The organism is Sphingobacterium prati, assembly GCF_013167215.1.
GTDB lineage: Bacteria > Bacteroidota > Bacteroidia > Sphingobacteriales > Sphingobacteriaceae > Sphingobacterium > Sphingobacterium prati.
Window position 1 is genome coordinate 477,688 of sequence record NZ_JABJWY010000038.1, and the last position, 19,995, is coordinate 497,682.

Annotated in this window: 16 protein-coding genes; 9 read left to right on the plus strand and 7 right to left on the minus strand. The window is 40.0% G+C overall.

Annotated features, from left to right (window positions below; all coding sequences use genetic code 11):
• Nucleotides 1-29: 29 nt before the first annotated feature.
• Entirely contained in the window at nucleotides 30-1,565 is a 1,536-nt protein-coding gene (locus HPC41_RS21470; RefSeq protein WP_172396137.1) for a SulP family inorganic anion transporter, read from the minus strand.
• Nucleotides 1,566-1,746: 181 nt separating this feature from the next.
• Nucleotides 1,747-2,082: a hypothetical protein gene (locus tag HPC41_RS21475; RefSeq protein WP_246250939.1), complete on the minus strand. Its 336-nt coding sequence runs from the start codon at nucleotides 2,080-2,082 to the stop codon at nucleotides 1,747-1,749.
• A 170-nt stretch (nucleotides 2,083-2,252) separates the two neighbouring features.
• On the opposite strand from HPC41_RS21475, the gene HPC41_RS21480 reads away from it, so the two are divergent.
• From HPC41_RS21480 to HPC41_RS21490, 3 genes are all read left to right on the plus strand, one after another.
• The gene (locus tag HPC41_RS21480) at nucleotides 2,253-3,794 is read left to right on the plus strand and encodes a helicase HerA-like domain-containing protein (protein ID WP_172396138.1); all 1,542 of its coding nucleotides are present in this window, start codon (nucleotides 2,253-2,255) and stop codon (nucleotides 3,792-3,794) included.
• A 133-nt stretch (nucleotides 3,795-3,927) separates the two neighbouring features.
• A complete protein-coding gene (locus HPC41_RS21485) occupies nucleotides 3,928-4,839 on the plus strand; it encodes a sugar phosphate nucleotidyltransferase (RefSeq protein ID WP_172396139.1) in 912 nt (303 codons plus the stop codon).
• A gap of 167 nt (nucleotides 4,840-5,006) precedes the next feature.
• Entirely contained in the window at nucleotides 5,007-5,684 is a 678-nt protein-coding gene (locus tag HPC41_RS21490; protein WP_172396140.1) for a TIGR02117 family protein, read from the plus strand.
• Nucleotides 5,685-5,810: 126 nt separating this feature from the next.
• Here the strand turns inward: HPC41_RS21490 and dnaK are convergent, their stop codons facing one another.
• From dnaK to HPC41_RS21505, 3 genes are all read right to left on the minus strand, one after another.
• A complete protein-coding gene (gene dnaK / locus HPC41_RS21495; RefSeq protein ID WP_172396141.1) occupies nucleotides 5,811-7,715 on the minus strand; it encodes a molecular chaperone DnaK in 1,905 nt (634 codons plus the stop codon).
• Nucleotides 7,716-7,846: 131 nt separating this feature from the next.
• Nucleotides 7,847-8,692, minus strand: a complete 846-nt coding sequence (locus tag HPC41_RS21500; RefSeq protein ID WP_216660847.1) for a GLPGLI family protein — start codon at nucleotides 8,690-8,692, stop codon at nucleotides 7,847-7,849.
• Nucleotides 8,693-8,723: 31 nt separating this feature from the next.
• Nucleotides 8,724-11,417: a TonB-dependent receptor gene (locus HPC41_RS21505; protein WP_172396143.1), complete on the minus strand. Its 2,694-nt coding sequence runs from the start codon at nucleotides 11,415-11,417 to the stop codon at nucleotides 8,724-8,726.
• Between the two features lie 137 nt (nucleotides 11,418-11,554).
• On the opposite strand from HPC41_RS21505, the gene HPC41_RS21510 reads away from it, so the two are divergent.
• Nucleotides 11,555-12,109, plus strand: coding sequence for a thioredoxin family protein (locus tag HPC41_RS21510; RefSeq protein WP_172396144.1), 555 nt, complete (start codon nucleotides 11,555-11,557; stop codon nucleotides 12,107-12,109).
• Between the two features lie 126 nt (nucleotides 12,110-12,235).
• Here the strand turns inward: HPC41_RS21510 and HPC41_RS21515 are convergent, their stop codons facing one another.
• Nucleotides 12,236-12,862 carry an ankyrin repeat domain-containing protein gene (locus HPC41_RS21515; protein WP_172396145.1) on the minus strand — a complete coding sequence of 209 codons (627 nt, stop codon included), beginning with the start codon at nucleotides 12,860-12,862 and terminating at the stop codon, nucleotides 12,236-12,238.
• Between the two features lie 246 nt (nucleotides 12,863-13,108).
• Between HPC41_RS21515 and HPC41_RS21520 the strand changes: the two genes are divergently transcribed.
• The 3 genes from HPC41_RS21520 (at nucleotide 13,109) to HPC41_RS21530 (ending at nucleotide 15,698) form a co-directional block, all read left to right on the plus strand.
• Nucleotides 13,109-13,471: an MmcQ/YjbR family DNA-binding protein gene (locus tag HPC41_RS21520; protein ID WP_172396146.1), complete on the plus strand. Its 363-nt coding sequence runs from the start codon at nucleotides 13,109-13,111 to the stop codon at nucleotides 13,469-13,471.
• 143 nt (nucleotides 13,472-13,614) lie between these two features.
• The gene (locus HPC41_RS21525) at nucleotides 13,615-14,757 is read left to right on the plus strand and encodes a PCMD domain-containing protein (protein WP_172396147.1); all 1,143 of its coding nucleotides are present in this window, start codon (nucleotides 13,615-13,617) and stop codon (nucleotides 14,755-14,757) included.
• 164 nt (nucleotides 14,758-14,921) lie between these two features.
• A complete protein-coding gene (locus HPC41_RS21530) occupies nucleotides 14,922-15,698 on the plus strand; it encodes a porin family protein (RefSeq protein WP_172396148.1) in 777 nt (258 codons plus the stop codon).
• Nucleotides 15,699-15,836: 138 nt separating this feature from the next.
• Here HPC41_RS21530 and HPC41_RS21535 read toward each other — a convergent pair whose 3' ends face one another.
• Nucleotides 15,837-16,799 (minus strand): isopenicillin N synthase family dioxygenase, encoded by a 963-nt coding sequence (locus tag HPC41_RS21535; protein WP_172396149.1) that lies wholly within the window; start codon nucleotides 16,797-16,799, stop codon nucleotides 15,837-15,839.
• 279 nt (nucleotides 16,800-17,078) lie between these two features.
• On the opposite strand from HPC41_RS21535, the gene HPC41_RS21540 reads away from it, so the two are divergent.
• Both HPC41_RS21540 and HPC41_RS21545 read left to right on the plus strand, forming a co-directional pair.
• Complete coding sequence (locus tag HPC41_RS21540; RefSeq protein ID WP_172396150.1) at nucleotides 17,079-17,519, plus strand: MarR family winged helix-turn-helix transcriptional regulator; 441 nt, start codon at nucleotides 17,079-17,081, stop codon at nucleotides 17,517-17,519.
• 40 nt (nucleotides 17,520-17,559) lie between these two features.
• Nucleotides 17,560-19,989 carry a 3-hydroxyacyl-CoA dehydrogenase/enoyl-CoA hydratase family protein gene (locus HPC41_RS21545; protein ID WP_172396151.1) on the plus strand — a complete coding sequence of 810 codons (2,430 nt, stop codon included), beginning with the start codon at nucleotides 17,560-17,562 and terminating at the stop codon, nucleotides 19,987-19,989.
• The last annotated feature ends 6 nt before the right edge of the window (nucleotides 19,990-19,995 follow it).

Below are 19,995 nucleotides of genomic sequence, written 5' to 3' on the forward strand. Positions count from 1 at the left end.
TCTAAATTTATTGTTTACTTAAAACAACTTTATTTTTTATATACGACTTGTAGAAGCTCGATTTCCTTGCCTTTACTTTTGGCGTTTTGTTCAAAGTCCTTAATGACTTCAATCACATCTTTGTCGATAAACTTGCTGAAGGACCCATCGATACGGATCTTACTGACGGATTTTGGTAAACTATACAATTTTTGTTGGATAGGAACCTTATTCAGAAATGATACTTCCTCTGCTAATGTGATAACTGCCTTATCCTCTTCGTTATCTTTTTCGATGTTATATTTAAAGGCATTTTTCATATTTGCCCGTAAAATATAGCATGTAGCCACCACGATGCCAATCCCAACACCCATTAATAGATCTGTAAATACCACGGCAATAATAGTGACAAAGAAGGGGATAAATTGGTCCAATCCTTTACGATACATGGATGTAAATAAGGCTGGTTTAGCTAGTTTATAACCCGTATGCAGTAGAATTGCTGCCAAGCATGCCAAAGGGATCATATTTAATAAAGTAGGGATAGCCAATATGGCAACGATCAACCACATGCCATGCATAATGGCAGATTGCCTTGTCTTTCCGCCTGCGTTGACATTTGCTGATGAGCGTACAATAACTGAGGTGAGTGGTAAACCACCCAAAAGTCCGCTTGTCATATTTCCGATTCCCTGCGCAATCAGTTCGCGGTTAGTTGGCGTATTGCGTTTATATGGATCTATCTTGTCCACAGCTTCAATACTCAATAGAGTCTCAAGACTAGCAATAATGGCAATCGTAAATGCGACTATCCATACCTCTTTATTGACGATCTGTGTAAAATCTGGAAAAGTAAATAGACCAGTAAACTCGGCAAACGATCCTACAATAGGTACAAGGACAAACTGTTTGTCAAGTAGCTGGAATGAAGTTCCATTAAATAGGTAGGCCAAAGCTACGCCGACGATAACCACAACCAATGGCGCTGGTACCTTATTTAATTTAGGGATTGCTGGCCAAAAGATCAGGATCGCTAATGATAGCATACAGATGATGAATGCACCAAAGTTGATCGCTGACGCGAGTGTGTCGAAATATGCACCGATACCATGGCCATTGTCCAGTTCAAAGGCGTGCGATTCGACCAGTCCAAGAGCCAATGGAATTTGTTTCATGATAATGGTAATACCGATAGCGGCCAACATACCGACAATAACGGCAGAAGGGAAATAATTTCCGATCATGCCCGCCTTGAGAACGCCTAAAATCACTTGTACCACCCCTGCGATGACAACCGCAAGAAGAAACGTTTCGTAAGCACCTAGGCTCTGAATGGCGCCTAGAACAATAACTGTGAGACCTGCGGCCGGCCCACTTACACTGAGTGGTGATTTACTGATTGAAGCAACAACGATTCCACCAATTACACCAGTCAATAATCCTGCAAACAATGGCGCACCTGAGGCCATTGCAATTCCCAAACATAATGGAAGTGCCACCAAAAACACCACAACACTAGCAGGGAAATCATATTTTAAGTCTCTTTTCGAAAGTTTCAGAAAAGCCGACGTACGAGTTCCAAACATAAAATTTGTGTTTATCTGTATAATAAATCTTCTTGAATCTGCCTACAGCAATGCTTATGAGTACTTATTTGAAGGCTCACGATGCTTCTGCACATTGGCATTTTCAGGAAAAAATCAATAAGAAGCCGCATACTGGATTCCAGTATGGGATAATGAAGTACATCCCAAGAGGACGTATGTATTAACAGTTAGGAGGCGGCGTTGGAACCGTAGGATGGAAAGCTAAAATGCTTTTCTCGTTTTTTAGATAATTCTTTTGTTTTCCTTGGTTCTCAACAATGATGGATTCGAATACAATGGGTTCGTTTGTCTTTGTATTGAAAAATTTTGAGGCAGTCTCAAGCGTGTCAGTGCTCGCGCCGTTATTGTTCTCGATTTCAATTTGTAAAACAATTTGCAGAATAGTATTTTGGTCTAAACTATTCGAGAAAATAGGCGAAATAGAGATGGCCATCTTTGTGAAAAAGATGATCGCACATAAGAATGCTGCCACAAATCTAAATCTCTTATTTAACATTTTTTAGTACCTTTAATCTTATCGTTTACGTTGTAAAAATAGCAATTCTATGTTAATTTCAAATTAAAAGTGCGTAAAAAATGAAATTTGGCATGAAATTGTGACGAAAAGATTATTTTTTGGAAAGTTTTCAAATAGTGTTTATGAATTATAAATATTAAGCCTTATCTATGGCAAACAAAGAACAATTTATCGAGAAGGTTCAAACTTCTTATAACCCTAAGGGTGCTTTTATCTATTTGGGAGCAGGTATATTGAATGGGGAAATTTTAGCGGAGGCGAAAGTCAACCTAGCGCTTAAAATGATGAATCGTCATGGATTGATTGCTGGTGCGACGGGAACAGGTAAAACGCGGACACTGCAATTGATTGCCGAGCAACTATCAGATGCCGCAGTACCCGTATTTATGCTGGATGTAAAAGGCGATCTTTCTGGTCTGGCTGTTCCAGGTGTTACTAATCAGGCATTATTGGATCGTGGTAATGCGGTTGGGATCCCCTTTGAGCCGGCAAGTTTTCCTGTCGAATTATATTCGCTTTCGGGTAATAAAGGAATTCCAATGCGGATTACAATAGACGATTTTGGACCTGTCTTATTGGGGAGAATCTTAGAGTTGAACGAAACGCAGACCGGTGTTTTGGCCGCTATGTTTAAGTATGCACAGGATCATCAAATGCCATTGATAGACTTTGCGGATGCCAAAAAGTTATTAACCTATCTTTCTGACGGTCCTGGAAGTGAGGAGATCAAAAATGATTATGGTAAGATCAGCTCGGCAAGTTCAGGAACGATCTTACGTAAGATCGTCGCTTTGGAACAACAGGGGCTAGCCCATATCTTTGGTGAGAAGGAGTTTGATATCAACGATCTATTCCAGAAAATCGACGGCAAAGGCATTATCAGTTTACTGAACATTTCGGATGTACAAGATCAGCCAGTCCTTTATTCTACATTTTTATTGAGCTTACTTGCCCAATTGTTTAAAAATATGCCCGAAGTAGGGGATTTGGACAAACCTAAATTGGTTTTTTTCTTTGATGAGGCACATCTTCTTTTTAATGGAGCTTCCAAAGCCTTTCTAACACAGGTAGATCAGATTATCCGCCTTATTCGTTCCAAAGGAATCGGTGTGTTTTTCTGTACACAATCTCCGACAGATGTTCCTGAATCTGTATTAGCGCAATTGGGGAACCGCGTACAACATGCATTGCGAGCCTTTACACCCAATGATGCCGAAAATTTGAAAAAGACAGTAAGAACTTATCCAAAATCAGACTTCTATGAGATTGATCAGGTGTTAACTTCACTGGGTACTGGTCAGGCCCTGATTACTGTATTGAATGATAAAGGTATTCCTACTGAGGTTGTAGCGACCCATCTTGTACCTGCCCGCGCGATAATGGGGCCAGCAGACGATGCGACAGTCAATCAGATTATTAATCAGTCCGACCTAAAGGCAAAGTATCAGGAAAGACAGGAAAATCGTTCCGCTGCTGAGATGATCGATGAGAAAATGCAGGTGGTGCAACAGGAAGAAGAGCGTGCTGCGGCGGAGAAGGAAGCCGCGAAAAACGATAGGCCGACGTCGAGAAGGCAAACGCCATTGGAGGCCGCGCAGCGCACCGCGACCACGACACTTGCACGGGAAGGAGTCAAGCTTTTGGGTAAATTGGCAACAGGATTATTGAACGCATTTTTAAAAAAGAAATAATACGATTTATTGATATTTTTCATTCCGATACGCTATTTTTAGAAACGGATCAGCACTTAGCTAAATTTGCTTTTAAGGGCAAATTTAGCTAAGTTTGGGGACGAAAAGAAAGTTCTATTAACGCAATTTAAATATGAGTAAACCAACCCTTTTGATTTTGGCAGCAGGAATGGCTAGCCGGTATGGTTCTTTAAAACAAGTAGATGGTTTTGGCCCACACGGCGAGACAATTATTGACTATTCAATCTATGATGCCATTCGTGCAGGATTTGGAAAAGTTGTATTCATTATCCGGGAAGAATTCCTGGAGAAAATGAAAGAAGTTTTTGATAAAAAGTTGGAAGGTAAAATAGAAGTAGACTACGCTTTTCAAGATTTTGATTTAACGAAATTTGGTGTAAATCATGTCATTGAAAGAACGAAACCTTGGGGGACAGCACATGCTGTGATGAGTGCTAAAGATAAAGTAAATGAACCATTTTGTGTCATTAATGCGGACGATTTTTATGGTTCAGATTCGTTTGACAAAATGGCAAAGTTTTTAACGACTGAGGTATCAGACCAGCAGATGTCATTGATGGGCTTCCAAGTGGGTAATACAATGTCTGATTACGGCTATGTATCACGCGGTGTCTGTGAAGTCAGTGCTTCTGGACATATGGAAAGTGTTACCGAACGTACGAACATCTATTACAAAGGTGAGGGCGATGATCGCAAAATTGTTTATGAAGAAAATGGCGTTGAATATGATTTAGATCCGCAGACACGTGTTTCGATGAATTTTTGGGGCTTTACACCAAAAATATTCGAAGTTGCGCAAGCGATGTTCCCTGCCTTTGTTGAAGAAAATAAAGAAAATTTGAAAGCAGAATTTTTTATTCCTTCTGTTCCGGATTATATGGTGAAACATAAATTGGCGGATTTTAAAGTAATCCCGACCTCATCAAAATGGTTTGGCGTAACTTATAAAGAAGATAAGCCTATTGTTCAGGAATCAATTTCTAAATTGGTTGTCGATGGTATTTATCCTGAAAAGTTATTTTAAGAGCTAACGAAAATAGCTTATATTGAACCTGTATTGTTTGACAATACAGGTTTTTTATTGTGACAAATAACAGCAATGGAAACAGTACTGTTCTAGGAAATGAAGGCATTGGCAGCAGCAATTAGTTAACCATTATGTCCGACTGTGATAAAAAGTAAATTATATAAATGAAAAAAATACTTCAGGTGTTAGGATATATTATTTTAGGAATTATAAGCTTTTGCATTTTATATATTGTTGCGGAATATAGTCTTTCAAGACTCTCCGCATCCCGTAAAGAGGCTCCGGAAAACCGAACAATACAAGTCTTTGTCAAATCCAATGGTGTACATACGGACATTGTTTTGCCGGTCGTTGTGAAAGAGATGGATTGGTCTGTCCTCTTTCCGTATGCTAATACAGTTGGAAAAAAGGCTAATTATCGCTATATGGGTATAGGTTGGGGCGATAAGGGCTTTTACTTGGATACGCCAGAGTGGAAAGACCTCAAGGCATCAACGGCTTTTGTGGCTGCTTTTGGACTGGGAGAGTCTGCTATGCATGTGACCTATTATAACACTATTGAAGAAGACGATTTGTGTTTTGAATATAAAATAAATGAAGAGCAATATCGTGCACTGGTGAAGTATATCTATGATTCTTTGGACCTGCGTGAAGGGAAGCCGATCTTGGTCGAAACAGATGCGCAATACGATGATGCAGATGCCTTTTATGAAGCAAAAGGGTCTTATAGCATGTTCTACTCTTGTAATACTTGGACAAACAATGCATTGAAGAAGGCAGATATGCCAGCTGGAGTTTGGGCAACATTGGACAAGGGTATATTGAGCCATTATCGCAAATAGCTGTGGCTTATTGAATTCTGTGCAATATAGATAAAAAGCTCTTTCGCTTTTCTAGCGGAGATGTTCCCATAAACAAAAAAGCTCGGGGTATATGCCCCGAGCTTTTTTGTTTATAAGGAGGAGTGATTATTTCACTTCTTCGTAATCTACGTCAGTTACGTCATCACCACCTTGACTTCCACCTTGTGCTTGACCAGCATCTCCTTGAGGTTGTTGTGCACCACCTTGCGAAGCCGCGTACATCTCTTCAGAAGCCGCATTCCAAGCGTTTTGCAATTCTTCAGAAGCCGCATCGATATCAGCGAAGTTTTTCGCTTCGTAAGCCGCTTTTAATTTTGTTAAGCCGGCTTCGATAGGAGCTTTCTTATCTGCTGAAATCTTGTCGCCATATTCTTTCAATTGTTTCTCAGTTGAGAAGATTAAGGCATCAGCTGCATTTACTTTGTCAGCTTCTTCTTTCATTTTTTTATCAGCATCAGCATTTGCTTCAGCTTCTTCTTTCATGCGTTTGATTTCGTCATCAGACAAACCTGAAGATGCTTCAATACGGATGTTTTGCTCTTTACCAGTTGCTTTATCTTTTGCTGATACTTTAATGATACCGTTGGCGTCAATGTCAAAGGTAACTTCAATTTGAGGTACTCCACGAGGTGCAGGTGGAATATCGTTCAAATGGAAGCGGCCGATTGTACGGTTTTGAGCTGCCATTGGACGTTCACCTTGTAAGATGTGGATTTCTACTGATGGTTGGTTGTCAGAAGCCGTAGAGAATGTTTCCGATTTTTTAGTCGGAATCGTTGTATTCGCTTCGATCAATTTCGTCATGACACCACCCATTGTTTCGATACCCAATGAAAGTGGAGTTACATCTAATAATAAGACATCTTTTACCTCACCAGTCAATACACCGCCTTGGATTGCCGCACCTAAAGCAACAACTTCGTCAGGGTTAACACCTTTAGAAGGTTCTTTTCCAAAGAATGCTTTTACAGCGTCAACGATTGCAGGGATACGCGTAGAACCACCTACTAAGATGATCTCGTCGATATCTGATTTGCTGAAACCAGCATTTTTCAATGCAGATTCACAAGGAGCAATTGTTCTCTTGATCAAGTCAGCTGCTAAAGCCTCAAATTTAGCGCGTGATAAGCTACGAACTAAGTGTTTTGGACCAGTAGCATCTGCCGTGATGTATGGTAAGTTGATCTCTGTTGAGGTTGCACTTGACAATTCAATTTTAGCTTTTTCAGCAGCTTCTTTCAAACGTTGCAATGCCATTGGGTCCTTTTTCAAGTCAAAGCCATTGTTTTCGCTTTTGAATTCTTCATTCAACCAGTTGATGATTACGTTATCGAAGTCATCACCACCTAAGTGTGTGTCACCATCAGTAGATTTAACTTCGAATACACCATCACCTAATTCCAATACGGAAACGTCATGTGTACCACCACCACAGTCAAACACAACGATCTTCATGTCTTTGTGCGCTTTATCCAAACCATAAGCTAAAGCTGCGGCTGTAGGTTCGTTGATGATACGTTTAACAGATAAACCAGCGATTTCACCAGCTTCTTTTGTTGCTTGACGTTGTGCATCGTTAAAATATGCAGGCACCGTGATGACAGCTTCAGTTACTTCTTGGCCTAAGAAATCCTCAGCTGTTTTCTTCATTTTTTGAAGAATCATTGCAGAGATCTCCTGTGGCGTATATTTACGATCGTCAATTTCTACGCGAGGTGTATTGTTATCACCCTTAACGATGTTATAAGGTACATGTTCAGCTTCTTTTACGGCCTCATCATATGAAAGCCCCATAAAACGTTTAATAGAATAAATCGTTTTATGCGGATTAGTAATTGCTTGACGCTTAGCTGGGTCACCCACTTTACGTTCGCCACCTTCTACAAAAGCTACAATGGAAGGAGTGGTACGTTTACCTTCGTTGTTCGTAATTACTACAGGCTCGTTACCTTCCATTACGGCAACACATGAGTTTGTAGTACCTAAGTCAATTCCTATAATTTTAGACATATCTTGTATTTTAATTTTTTACTTAATAAATTCTAACACTCTATTATCAACCCTTATGCCAATCCGAATGTTTTGTAAAAAAATCACTATTTGTCATCAATTTGTCCTTAGGTACTGCCAAACTGACATTTTCAATAGACAAGTTGCTCCAAGATCCTTTTTTTTGCTGACTCGTTTTGGCGATTCCGTGGCATATATCTGCCAAATAGCGCTGAAAATTCCTCCAATTTCATCTGCTTTGATTTTTTGTCCCGCCATTCTGTAGGAACAAGATGATTGCTGTAGGCGATATGAGTTGCCCAATATTGGATGTGCATCTCGGGGATGACCAAACCCAATATCATTCCTGGGAGGCCGTGGCTCAAGGCTGGCCCGCCAGAAACTGGTATTTCCTCTGTGTAATAAGCGATTAAATACAGCGAGTCTTTGGTCGCTCCATTTACCCTTCGGCAATTGACTCCTGCAATCGTACGAAATTCTTCTGTAAAACGCCAGGTGATGCTATCCAAGGTTTCGGCGAGCAAATATTTCTCATCGATATCCAATTGGATATCAGCTGTCATGGCTTTTAGATCCTGAAAAAGTACTTTGCCGTTTTTGCTGGCACTCCCTCTGAACATACCGCGTGGGTTTCCGCCACTACCGCGATTTCCACCCTGATTTCTACCGCCTCTTCCAGCACCTGAGCTCATTGTAGCTGTCCGCATTTTACCGCCCTCGTTCGACTTCGCTGTAGCCGGGCTTTCCTCCGGCATAAGGACTGTCGCATTCTCATCGAAATATAAATTCAATTTATCTGTGTGTGAGTCGGGCATCTTATCCAAATGTTCCATAAAACCCATGCCGCGATCCATCATTTTTGAACTCATGTCATTGGATATTTGCCGCATCCGGGCTTTGGTATAAGTGACTTTGTCGAAGCTGATGGTTCCCCGGTTACCAAAATAGGCATATTGTGCCTGAAGAGATAAGCCCATGAGGCAAAGTATAGTGAGAATCAGATATGTTTTAATCATTGCTTTTTCCTAAATATTTATTGAAATCCCATTTGACACCGACTAGAAAATACTGTGTTAATACCTGTTGGATAGACTCCGAATAGTTGGTGTCACTGCCATTCCGACGGGTGTTGTTAAATGTATTGAAAAGATCAAAAGCCTTTAGGCTGATGGTCAGACTTTCATCTTTTAACACCTTTTTCTCCAGTTCTAAATTGGTATAAAATTGATTAATTGATTTTTTGTAGAGCTTGGTGGGGCCGGTATAACTATAGTAAATGTTTGTCATGATGTTGAATTTCTTCGGTAGAAAATATTTAATATATCCTGAAGCACCGCCTTCAAAGTTGGTCGAGTTATACTGCGTATTGATTGAGTTTTGCTGTGCGTTGATACCCGCATTCAGGGAGATATCAAAATCAAAGCCTTCTGAGTCTTGTTCATTCAAACTTGAGCCGAGGTTGAACGAAGTGTTTTTCGAATTGTTTAGACGGAACTCACCCTGAGACTGCTCACTTTCAAATTTTGTGAAGCTATAGCTATTGCTGTAGCGTACATTTGCGCTCTTATTGAAATTAATCCGACGGTTGGCTACTGGCTGCATATGATTGATATTCAATCCGCCATTCCAGTTCGATTTGCCGGATAAATTTTCATAACTACTGATCTGGGCCGAATTTTCGAGCACTGTTATTTTGTTAACAATTGGGTTATTGACAAAAGAGAAGTTTCCGTTAATGTTAATATTGGTGCCTTTTAATAGGCTGAACGCATTATAGTTTGCGGAAATGTTATTGTTAACAGCACGTTTGAGGTTGGGGTTACCGATCTGTTGAAACAATGGATTCGTTTGAGGCTGTAGTGGTTGCAATTGATCAAACGAAGGAATAATATTCGAACTTTGATAGGCCAGTCGGATATTTTTGCTATTTGAAAGCCGATAATTTGCATCAAAATTTAAATTGTTATCCCAGAAATTTCGGGAAAGATCCACATTCCGAAAGCTATCATTTAATTTTTGGTTTTTATAGAATGTGCGGTTGGAGAGATTGACCTCAAATTTATCCTTTCGATAAGACAAATGGACATTGATTCCCTGGTTTGTATTGTTGTCGATCTGATCTTTGGAATATAAGGTGTCCACTTTACCCGTGGCATTATCTCTTGAGCGCTGTTCATTTGTGCTCTTGGAGTGATTGAAGCTATAGCCCAGCGCTAAATTCATGGCGTCATTGATCCGGTTGTTGAAATTCAGCGAGGAAGAAAAGTTGTTGCTTTTATTTTCGCCAATTCTGGTTTGATCAATAATGGTACTGTCATTGCTTTTAAATATATAGGTCTTTGAATTTACTTTGCTCTCCGAACTGGATTCATTAAAGTTATTGCCGACCATCAGGTTTAACGAGCTCCCTGCTTTTAACCGCTTCCGGTAGTTCAGTCGGAAATTATTGCTTTTGCTCGAAGTATTTGATTCATTATCCTCGTTAAAGGAGCTGACCGCAGTTCCTGTACCATCACTGGTCGCACTTTCAGTATGATTCAGGTTGAAATTAGTTGACCAATTGCCATTGGTCTGTAGTTCCATATTTTGGGTTGAATCCAGCCGCATGGATAGATTGGATCTGACGCCGTTACTTCTTGCGCTGCTTTTGTTGTTACTTTTGCTTTTTCGCTCTAATACGGATTCGTCAGGAAGGATATTTTTGTTGTAATCTTCTGAACGATTTTTATTACTGCTGTTGTTATAGTTGTAATTGGCGTTAACTTTTAATGCTTTTTTAAAGAACTGGTTTTCGTAGTTGGCGCCTAAAGACGTATTCAGTGGTTCCCCGGTGATCTGATTGTTCATCCGCAACGATCCTTCACGGCCATTGGAACTGCCCATATTGTTATGATTCGCGGTTATGCCGATCCGCTCCGTTTGGTTGAATTTTGCGGCAAACAAGTTTCCGGCATAAAGTTCTTTGGTTCCTCCCAGGGCCTCTACACTTCCGAAAATACCTTTTCTGGCCTTTTCTTTTAGAACGACATTAACGGTCTGAATACGGACACCATCGTCTATGCCCGAGAGTTCAGCTTCTTCCGATTTTTTCTCATACAGCTGTACTTTATCTACGGCATCAGCCCGGACATTGCGGATGGCAATTTTGGGGTCATAACCGAAAAACTCTTCACCATCAATAAAGACTTTCTGAACAGCCTTGCCCTGAGCGGAGATATTCCCATCACCTGAAACAGTGAAACCAGGCAATCGGCGCAAAAGATCTTCGAGTTTGGCGTTTTTTTCGGTTTCAAAACTCGCTGCATCATATTCTATCGTGTCGCCCTTGATTGTGATCGGTAACCTGCGGGATACGATAACCTCTTCCAGTACATTTTTTTGCGAATTGATTTTGATATCACTGAGATCAACATCCTTATCGTTGATGTCGATGGTATCGCTATAAAGTTCAAACTTGGGGTAAGTAGCTAAAAGGATATAACTTCCCGGTTTTATATTTTTGATCTGAAACTTTCCTTCTTCGTTGGCCCTGTTGTAATAGCGCAGGACAGAGTCCCTATTTAGTAAGATCACGGAGGCATTGGTCAATGGCTTATTGTCAGCTTTATCTAAAATTTTCCCTTTTAAACTTGATTGGGAATAGGCCGTGCTAATCGTAAAAAAAAATAGAAATAATGGAAATAATTGAATTAATCTTTTCATTTACTGGTTATATCTGCCAAAGATAATTGAGTTAAATGTTAATAAGTGTGAAATCTCGCGTGTGATTGTAAAATCTTTGGTATATAGAATTTTGACAAAGTTGGATCTAAAAATTACCTTTGCACAAAATTGATGTTATGACGTTTGAAAATTATTTGCAACAATTCGAAGATATTTTGAATCATCCTGAAAATCACCCAACTTATCAGGACGATGAATACTATCAATATACTAAAATGAACTGGACAAGGATGGGCCGTTGGCTAAAACGCTTTGAACCAAATGAAGCTTTTGTGCAATTTATTGACACGATTTCGGAAAGACAACAATGGATCATTATTACTGAGCCTTGGTGTGGCGACGCTGCACATTCTGTACCGATGTTAGCTAAGATGGCGGCCCAAAACCCCAATATTACTGTAGATATCCAATTGCGTGATAGCGCACCATTTTTAATAGATTCTTATTTAACAAATGGCGGGAAATCTATTCCGATTTTGGTGATCCGAGATCAGGATGGTGCTGATTTAGCTGTCTGGGGCCCGCGACCCAAAGATTGCCAAGACTTATTTTTGAGCTTGAAAGAACAAGGAAAAGATTTTTCGGAGATTAAAGAAGAGATTCAAAAGTGGTATAACGCGGATAAAGGAACTGAGATTCAAAAAGAGATTCAGGCACTTTTACAGCGATAGAAAATAGTCAGCGTTGGCACACTGAAACCAGTGCATCGCAGCATGCGTTATAATAAAAAGGGAGAATTCGATTCGAAAGATTGGGTTCTCCCTTGTTTATTGCGGATGAATTGCTGGCCAGTAGAACTATGTTGTGTTTTTGCCCTTTGCCTCCAATAATGCAACAATCATATTAAATCCTCTCTTTTTTGCGTGCTCTATTGGGGTTACACCTTCATGATCCGCGATGTTCTTATCACTATTGGCATCGAGTAGTATCCGGATAATATCCACGTATTTTTGACTGCCATCACCCAGTATAATTGCCTCTAATAACGCTGTCCAGCCCAATCTATTGATATGATCAATAGGAAATCCTTTTGTATTGGCCAATAATCTTACAGTCTCTACATGGCCGCGTTCACAGGCGGGAATGAGTGCTGTGCCATTGTATCGGTTGAAAATTTTGAAATCTGCATGATGATCAAGGTAAAGTTTGACCAGATCCGTGTAGCCAGACGCGCCAGCATAGAGAAAAGGGCTATTCAAGCTATTATCTTGAAGGTTCACGTTGGCACCATACCGAACGAGCAATTTTGCCATGGCTATATCTCTTCTTTCAGTTGCTGTTAACAACAGTGGTTTCGAATCGCTGCCTTTTTGATTGGCATCGGCTCCAGCTTCCAATAGTTTTTCTACTGTAGCTATCTGGCTGCTGGCAACGGCTTCAACGATGTTGTCCTGCTCGATATTTTCTTGACTTGTCGTGTTCATACTTTTGCACTGTATTGAGATTATCGATATTAAAGTGAGTAGCACGATCTTGATATATGATTTTTTCATTTGATATATTAATTAATATTATTTCTTATGCATCTTAGCTCCTTTGTCTTAGTTTTGTGATCTATTACAAATTTAGGTACAAACTAAGCTGTTGTTTTTGTTAGATTTATATTGATTATTGTCAAATTTATAATAATCAATGGTGGCTATAAACGAACTGACTTAAATTAGAGAAATATGAATATTGAAGAGTTAAGAAATTATTGTTTATCCATTGGGCATGTTACAGAGGAGACTCCTTTTGGTCCGGATACACTGGTTTTTAAAGTCGGTGGCAAGATATTTCTATTAGTGGGATTGGATCAGATTGATGAATTACGATTCAATGTGAAGTGTGATCCAGAGAAGGCTGTTGAACTCAGAGAGCGGTATGATCAAACGGTATTGCCTGGTTATCACATGAACAAAAAACATTGGAATACTGTCATTGCAAATCGGGAGCTGGATGATAAGGTATTGGAAGAACTTATTACACATAGTTATAATCTGATTGTTGAGAGTTTGCCGGCAAAAGTCAAGCAGGAAATCAAAGACGCTTAACGGCCTTTTGCAATGTAAAGAATTGGTTGCCTAGAAAGAAAAGGTGATCGAAATGTCTTTTTTTGGAGGCTAGATCGGTAGCTTTGTGCTCAGTTCAATGCAAAATTGCCAGCATTGGGTTAATTTACACTAATACTATTTTTATGGAACAAAGACGAATTTACCCTTGGGTAATTTGTTTTATGCTCCTTTTCAGCTTGGGAAGTTGCATAAAAGAGGAGGCGCTAAATGCCGAAGCGGATATTGAAGGGGCTAGTATCGTTCAGGGTGACCAATTTTTAAAGCGAAAACCTTCAATTGATAATAACACCGTTATTTTTTCGCTAAAACGCTTTACGGGAAGCTATGTGCAGGCACCTGAATTTGTATTAACAGCAGGTGCGACAATAGAGCCAAAAAGTGGAACAGAACGTGATTTCACTGAACCACAGAAATATACAGTTACTTCCGAGGATGGCGCTTGGTCTAAAACCTATACTGTCTCATTTGTGATTGATGAAGGCGCAGATTTGTATTCAGCGTTTGAATATGCTGAAGTGGTCGATACCGATAGTCCAGAAGGACATTATCATAAATTTTATGAGCTAACAAAACTTGGACAGAAGACATACAGCTGGGCAACTGCGAATGATGGCTATAATATTCTGGCGGCAACGCTTGTGGGGGAAGGGGAACAATTGGTTCCTAATTTTTATCCAACATCACAGATTACCGCGGGCTATATTGGTAATGGTGTGCGGCTTGTCACGAAGAGCACAGGCTCCTTAGGTGGTATTTTTGGTACACCATTAGCTGCAGGTAATTTATTTCTAGGTACATTCCAAACAACTTTTCCTACCATCAAATCCCCGCGCTTTGGAACATTGTACGAGGAAAAAACCGCACCATTGGCTATAAAAGGTTTTTTTAAGTATAAAGCCGGTGAAAAGTTTGTTGTAAACAATCAACCATCTTCGCTCTCTAAAGATACTTGGGATGGGTATGCCCTACTATTTGAAAAGGCTTTACCTCCTAATGATGACTTTTTATCAGGAGACCATGGTTTCGTTGATAAGCGTATTGTCGCAATAGCAAGGGTCGGAGCCAAAGAACAGATAGAGACCAATGAGTGGACAGCATTTAACTTGCCATTTTCTTTTGTCAATGGTAAATCATTTGATCCCAATAAGGAATATATGTATACCATTGTCTTTAGTTCAAGTAAAGAAGGAGATAAGTTTAATGGTGCGGTGGGTAGTACATTGCTTATTGATGAAGTTGAGCTTGTCGTCAATGATGCCCAATAATCAGGGTTTATAGACTTGAAAAGTAATATAGACTGATTGATGGAAACAGTTTTAAATTGATAGCTACGTGAATTTAATACAAGGGTATTGGTAGCGGGAAAGTGAATCGCAAGAGAATAAGCGACTGACTTCTGTTGATAAGCATAAAACAAAGGAATATTTTAATGAAAAAAATACGATATATAATAGCTGTTTTCATGATAGCGACGGGTTATGCGCAGGCTCAAAGTGGCAGGTCAAACCATAATCCGAATTTTTTTAATACGGATATTGATTACTCGGTACAAGCGCAATTCAGTATCGGTGGTAGTAGTCCGTTGGGGCTTCCTAAAACGATACGAAAAATTGAAAGTTACAATCCGGGCTTGCAGGTCGGACTTGAAGCAAATGCGACAAAGTGGTTGCCGGAAAACAAACAGTGGGGAATTCGCGCTGGTATCCGTTTTGAAGCAAAAGGGATGAAAACCGAAGCCCGTGTGAAAAATTATCTGACCGAAATTGTGAAAGATAATTCAAAAGTGAGAGGTTACTATACCGGAAAAGTAGAAACTAATGTACAGAATACCTACCTCACATTACCTGTCTTAGCTGTTTACAAATTGTCGGATCATTGGAATTTATACGGCGGTCTTTATTTCTCGGCATTATTGGACAATACATTTGATGGGAATGTATCCGATGGATATTTAAGACAAAATACACCGACAGGAACAAAAATAACGTTTGAGGAAGGTAGTCAAGCTTCTTATGATTTCTCCGATAATATACGAAAATTTCATTGGGGGGCACAACTTGGAACGGAGTGGAAAATGAATCGACATTTCAAACTATTGACGGACCTTACTTATGGCTTTAACAATATTTTGGAAAAAGATTTTACCTCCATAGATTTTGGTATGCATAATATCTATCTTAATGTAGGATTTGGATACAACTTCTAATTGAACCAATAAGATACACGTTAACGACTTCTGGAATAGCTCGTGGAAATAATTAGTTTTGACTTAAATAAAAACAGTCCGTTAGTTTTCATAAACTAACGGACTGTTTTTATTTAAGCTTAAACGAAGTCATTCGTATTACATTTTTAAGCCAATCTCCCTTAATCTTTCATCCAGGTACTGGCCGGCAGTATAATCTTCGTAGACCTTTGGATGAGCTGTATCAATACATGAATCCAATGAAGCTAAACTCATGGAAGATTTTGGATGTAAGAAGAATGGGATCGAAAAACGGGAAGTACCCATTTTTTCACGCGGAGGATTGACTACACGGTGGGTTGTTGATTTCAGTTTGTTGTTGGTCAGACGCTGTAGCATATCACCCACGTTGATGACAATATCTTCGCCCTTTGCTTTGATCGGGTACCATTCACCATCTTTTGTCAATACTTCCAGTCCATCAGCACTGGCACCAATTAATAGCGTAATCAAATTGATATCTTCATGAGCACCGGCACGTACAGCATCCGGAGCTAACGCGTCAGGATCCGTAATCGGGAAATAGTGAATTGCACGCAAAATAGAATTACCATTGATCACAAACTGCTCAAAATAGTTCTCTTCGAGATCTAGGTAGGTAGCGATTGCTTTTAACAGTTCGCGACCTGTATCTTCTAGTTTTTTATAAACCTCAGCTGTAACACTGTTAAATCTAGGAATTTCTTTCACTTCGGGATTATCGGGAAAGTCAGTTTTTGAGTATTCTTCGCCAACGATTGTTTGACCACGTTGCCAGAATTCTTTTAAATCTGGTGTCTTAGCATCTTTGGCTTTCTCTCTTCCCTTAGCGGTGTATCCACGTTGACCTGCAAGCTCAGGGAATTCATACTTTTCTTTGGTCTCCGTTGGTAAACCAAAGAATTCTGGAACGACCTGGTATAATTCCTCAATTAATTCTTTCGATAAACCATGATGTGCAATCGTTACAAAGCCTGTTTCATTAAACGCTTTGCCAATATCTTGAATAAATTGATTTCGTTGTTCTTGGGTTCCTTGTGTATAATGCAACAAGTCCAAGCGAGGTATGTTTACTAAAGCCATACGATGTCGATATTTGTTTAGGACAAATTTAACGCAATTAATTTTGAATATTACACATGAACTGTTAATAAAAGTTTTGTAATTTCATTTATTTGACTGTATTCCAGGCGCTAAAAGTTTTCAACATTTTGATTTGGTCATAAGAAAGCAAGAAAAGCAAAGGAGGGGATTGTAGTAAGGCTTAATTATTAAAAATTACATTTTCTAGCTTGTTATTCTAATTCTTAACTATTATATTTGTTATGCAAGCATAATAATAAAATCGCTTGTGAATACGCTATGAACCAAAATCAGACAATCGACTATTTTTTAAAAACGGGCTGGCAGACAATCGCCAATAAATATAATCAAATTGCTTCGCAGTATGGTTTCACTCAGGCGGCAGGTTATATTTTAATCAATATTCACAAAGAAGGTACTCCTGTTTCTCAGATTGCGAATTTGACTGGGGTTAAAACAACTAGTTTGTCCCGGGTGTTGAATAATTTGGAATCCTTGGGGTTCATCTATCGCGAGACGAGCGAAACGGATAAACGCTCTGTGAAAGTATATTTGACGGAGTTAGGTCGTGAGAAAAGAAGGATTGCCAAGGATGTGGTACGTAATTTTAATCAGTATCTCGCTGATAATTTTTCGGAAAATGAACGTGATCAATTGATTGCTTCTTTGGCAAAGCTCAATGAGCTGGCTACGAGTTATAAGGAAGAATTAATCGTGTAGAAGTTAAACCAAATGTACGGATGTACAAGATAAATATGTTATGATGAACAGAAATATTAGAAAAGTGGCAGTTCTCGGTTCGGGTGTTATGGGTTCGCGAATTGCTTGTCATTTTGCTAACATTGGTGTCGAGGTTTTGCTGTTGGATATTGTTCCTCGTGAGCTGTTGCCAGCAGAACAAGCGAAAGGCCTAACGTTGGAGAATAAGACGGTTCGGGATCGGATTGTCAATAGTTCGTTAGAGACTGCCTTAAAGACAAATCCATCTCCAATTTACAGCAAATCATTTGTAAAACGTATCAAAACAGGCAACTTTGAAGATAATCTCAAAGATATTGCGCAGGCAGACTGGATTATTGAGGTAGTTGTGGAGCGCTTAGATATTAAGAAGTCTGTTTTTGATCGTGTTGAACAGTTCCGTAAACCGGGTACATTGATTACTTCCAATACTTCTGGTATTCCTATTCATCTCATGACAGAGGGTCGAAGTGAAGATTTTAAAGATCATTTCTGTGGTACACACTTTTTCAATCCGCCGCGCTATCTGCCATTGCTGGAAGTAATTCCTACACCTCATACTAAGCCGGAGGTTGTTGATTTTATCCTTCATTTTGGTGATAAGATGCTTGGTAAGACAGTTGTCCTGTGTAAAGACACGCCTGCTTTTATCGGTAACCGTATTGGTGTTTACTCGATGCTTGCAGTGACTCATCTGGTAGAACCTTTAGGTCTTACCGTTGAGGAGGTGGACAAATTTACCGGCCCGGCAATGGGACATCCAAAATCAGCTACTTTCCGTACCGCGGATGTTGTAGGTCTCGATACGTTGGTTAATGTCGCTAATGGCCTGACGCAGAATGCACCTGAAGACGAGGCAAAAGGTGTCTTCCAGCTTCCGGCCTTTATCAGTAAGATGGTTGAAAACAAATGGCTTGGTGAAAAAACAAAAAAAGGATTCTATGAAAAGGTAAAAGCTACTGATGGGAATTCTGAAATCCTTTCTTTGGATCTTAAAACATTAACCTTTGGCTCGCAACAAAAAGTTAAGTCCACAACCTTGGAGGCGACCAAGCCAGTCGAAGATATCCGTAAACGGATGAAAGTCTATGAACAGGGAACAGACAAGGCCGCAGAGCTCTTCCGTGCCATGCACTATCCTTTGTTTGAATACGTTTCACGCCGTGTTCCTGAGATTACAGATGATTTCTTCCGTATTGATGATGCGATGCGTGCTGGTTTTGGTTGGGAACTCGGGCCATTTGAAGTATGGGATGCTTTAGGGGTGCGTGAGACCTTGGCTAAGATCAAAGCCGAAGAGAAACGTTTGCCGGGGCAGAATGGTGAAGTGGCACTTTGGGTCCACGAAATGCTGGATTCAGGACATGAATCGTTCTATAAGATAGAAAATGGTGTCCGTCATTATTATGATATCGCTACCAAATCTTATAAACCTATTCCTGGAACAGAGGATATGATCGTTCTGGACCATATTCGTGAAAGCAAAACAATTTGGAAAAATACGGGTGTTTCAATTATTGATCTCGGTGATGGAATCATCAACTGCGAGTTTCACACCAAAATGAATACGATCGGCGGTGACGTCATTCAGGGATTGAATAAGGCGATAGATCTTGCTGAAAAGGAATACCGAGGATTGGTTGTTTCAAATGATGGGAAGAATTTCTCTGCGGGAGCCAATATCGGAATGATTTTTATGATGGCCGTGGAGCAGGATTTTGATGAGTTAAATATGGCTGTTCGTGCCTTTCAAAGCACATCCATGCGCTTGCGCTATTCGTCCATTCCGGTTGTCGTGGCGCCATTTCAGATGACCTTGGGTGGTGGATGTGAGTTTTCGATGCACGCAGACTTTGTGCAGGCTCACGCCGAAACCTATATGGGATTAGTTGAACTTGGGGTAGGTGTTATCCCCGGTGGGGGCGGTACCAAAGAATTTACATTACGTGCTTCCGAAGAATTTAAAGATGACCAGATCGTTCAGAATACATTAAAGGATAAATTCCTGACCATTGGTCAGGCGAAAGTATCAACCTCCGCTTATGAAGCCTACGAATTGGGCTACTTGCAGAAAGATAAGTTTGCCATCACGATGAACCGTGCGCGTTTACTTGCAGATGCAAAAGCAAAAGCGCTAGAGCTGGCCGATGAAGGTTATGTACAGCCAGCACCGCGCAATGATATCAAAGTGTTGGGCAATCAAGGATTAGGGATCGTATATGTAGGCGCATCTTCGATGCGCGAAGGGAATTATATCTCCGAGTATGATCGCAAAATCTCGGAAAAACTGGGTTGGGTGATGTGTGGTGGAAATCTGTCATCGCCAACGGAAGTCTCCGAACAGTATTTGCTGGATCTTGAGCGCAAAACCTTCCTTGAACTCTGCGCTGAACGTAAAACACTCGAAAGAATTCAGTACATGTTGACAAAAGGTAAGCCTTTACGGAATTAGTATTGG

Bases quoted from the DNA above. Each gene is read 5' to 3' on its own strand.
- HPC41_RS21470 (WP_172396137.1), bottom strand. From the start codon at position 1,565: ATGTTTGGAACTCGTACGTCGGCTTTTCTGAAACTTTCGAAAAGAGAC.
- HPC41_RS21475 (WP_246250939.1), bottom strand. From the start codon at position 2,082: ATGTTAAATAAGAGATTTAGATTTGTGGCAGCATTCTTATGTGCGATC.
- HPC41_RS21480 (WP_172396138.1), top strand. From the start codon at position 2,253: ATGGCAAACAAAGAACAATTTATCGAGAAGGTTCAAACTTCTTATAAC.
- HPC41_RS21485 (WP_172396139.1), top strand. From the start codon at position 3,928: ATGAGTAAACCAACCCTTTTGATTTTGGCAGCAGGAATGGCTAGCCGG.
- HPC41_RS21490 (WP_172396140.1), top strand. From the start codon at position 5,007: ATGAAAAAAATACTTCAGGTGTTAGGATATATTATTTTAGGAATTATA.
- dnaK (WP_172396141.1), bottom strand. From the start codon at position 7,715: ATGTCTAAAATTATAGGAATTGACTTAGGTACTACAAACTCATGTGTT.
- HPC41_RS21500 (WP_216660847.1), bottom strand. From the start codon at position 8,692: ATGGGCTTATCTCTTCAGGCACAATATGCCTATTTTGGTAACCGGGGA.
- HPC41_RS21505 (WP_172396143.1), bottom strand. From the start codon at position 11,417: ATGAAAAGATTAATTCAATTATTTCCATTATTTCTATTTTTTTTTACG.
- HPC41_RS21510 (WP_172396144.1), top strand. From the start codon at position 11,555: ATGACGTTTGAAAATTATTTGCAACAATTCGAAGATATTTTGAATCAT.
- HPC41_RS21515 (WP_172396145.1), bottom strand. From the start codon at position 12,862: ATGAACACGACAAGTCAAGAAAATATCGAGCAGGACAACATCGTTGAA.
- HPC41_RS21520 (WP_172396146.1), top strand. From the start codon at position 13,109: ATGAATATTGAAGAGTTAAGAAATTATTGTTTATCCATTGGGCATGTT.
- HPC41_RS21525 (WP_172396147.1), top strand. From the start codon at position 13,615: ATGGAACAAAGACGAATTTACCCTTGGGTAATTTGTTTTATGCTCCTT.
- HPC41_RS21530 (WP_172396148.1), top strand. From the start codon at position 14,922: ATGAAAAAAATACGATATATAATAGCTGTTTTCATGATAGCGACGGGT.
- HPC41_RS21535 (WP_172396149.1), bottom strand. From the start codon at position 16,799: ATGGCTTTAGTAAACATACCTCGCTTGGACTTGTTGCATTATACACAA.
- HPC41_RS21540 (WP_172396150.1), top strand. From the start codon at position 17,079: ATGAACCAAAATCAGACAATCGACTATTTTTTAAAAACGGGCTGGCAG.
- HPC41_RS21545 (WP_172396151.1), top strand. From the start codon at position 17,560: ATGATGAACAGAAATATTAGAAAAGTGGCAGTTCTCGGTTCGGGTGTT.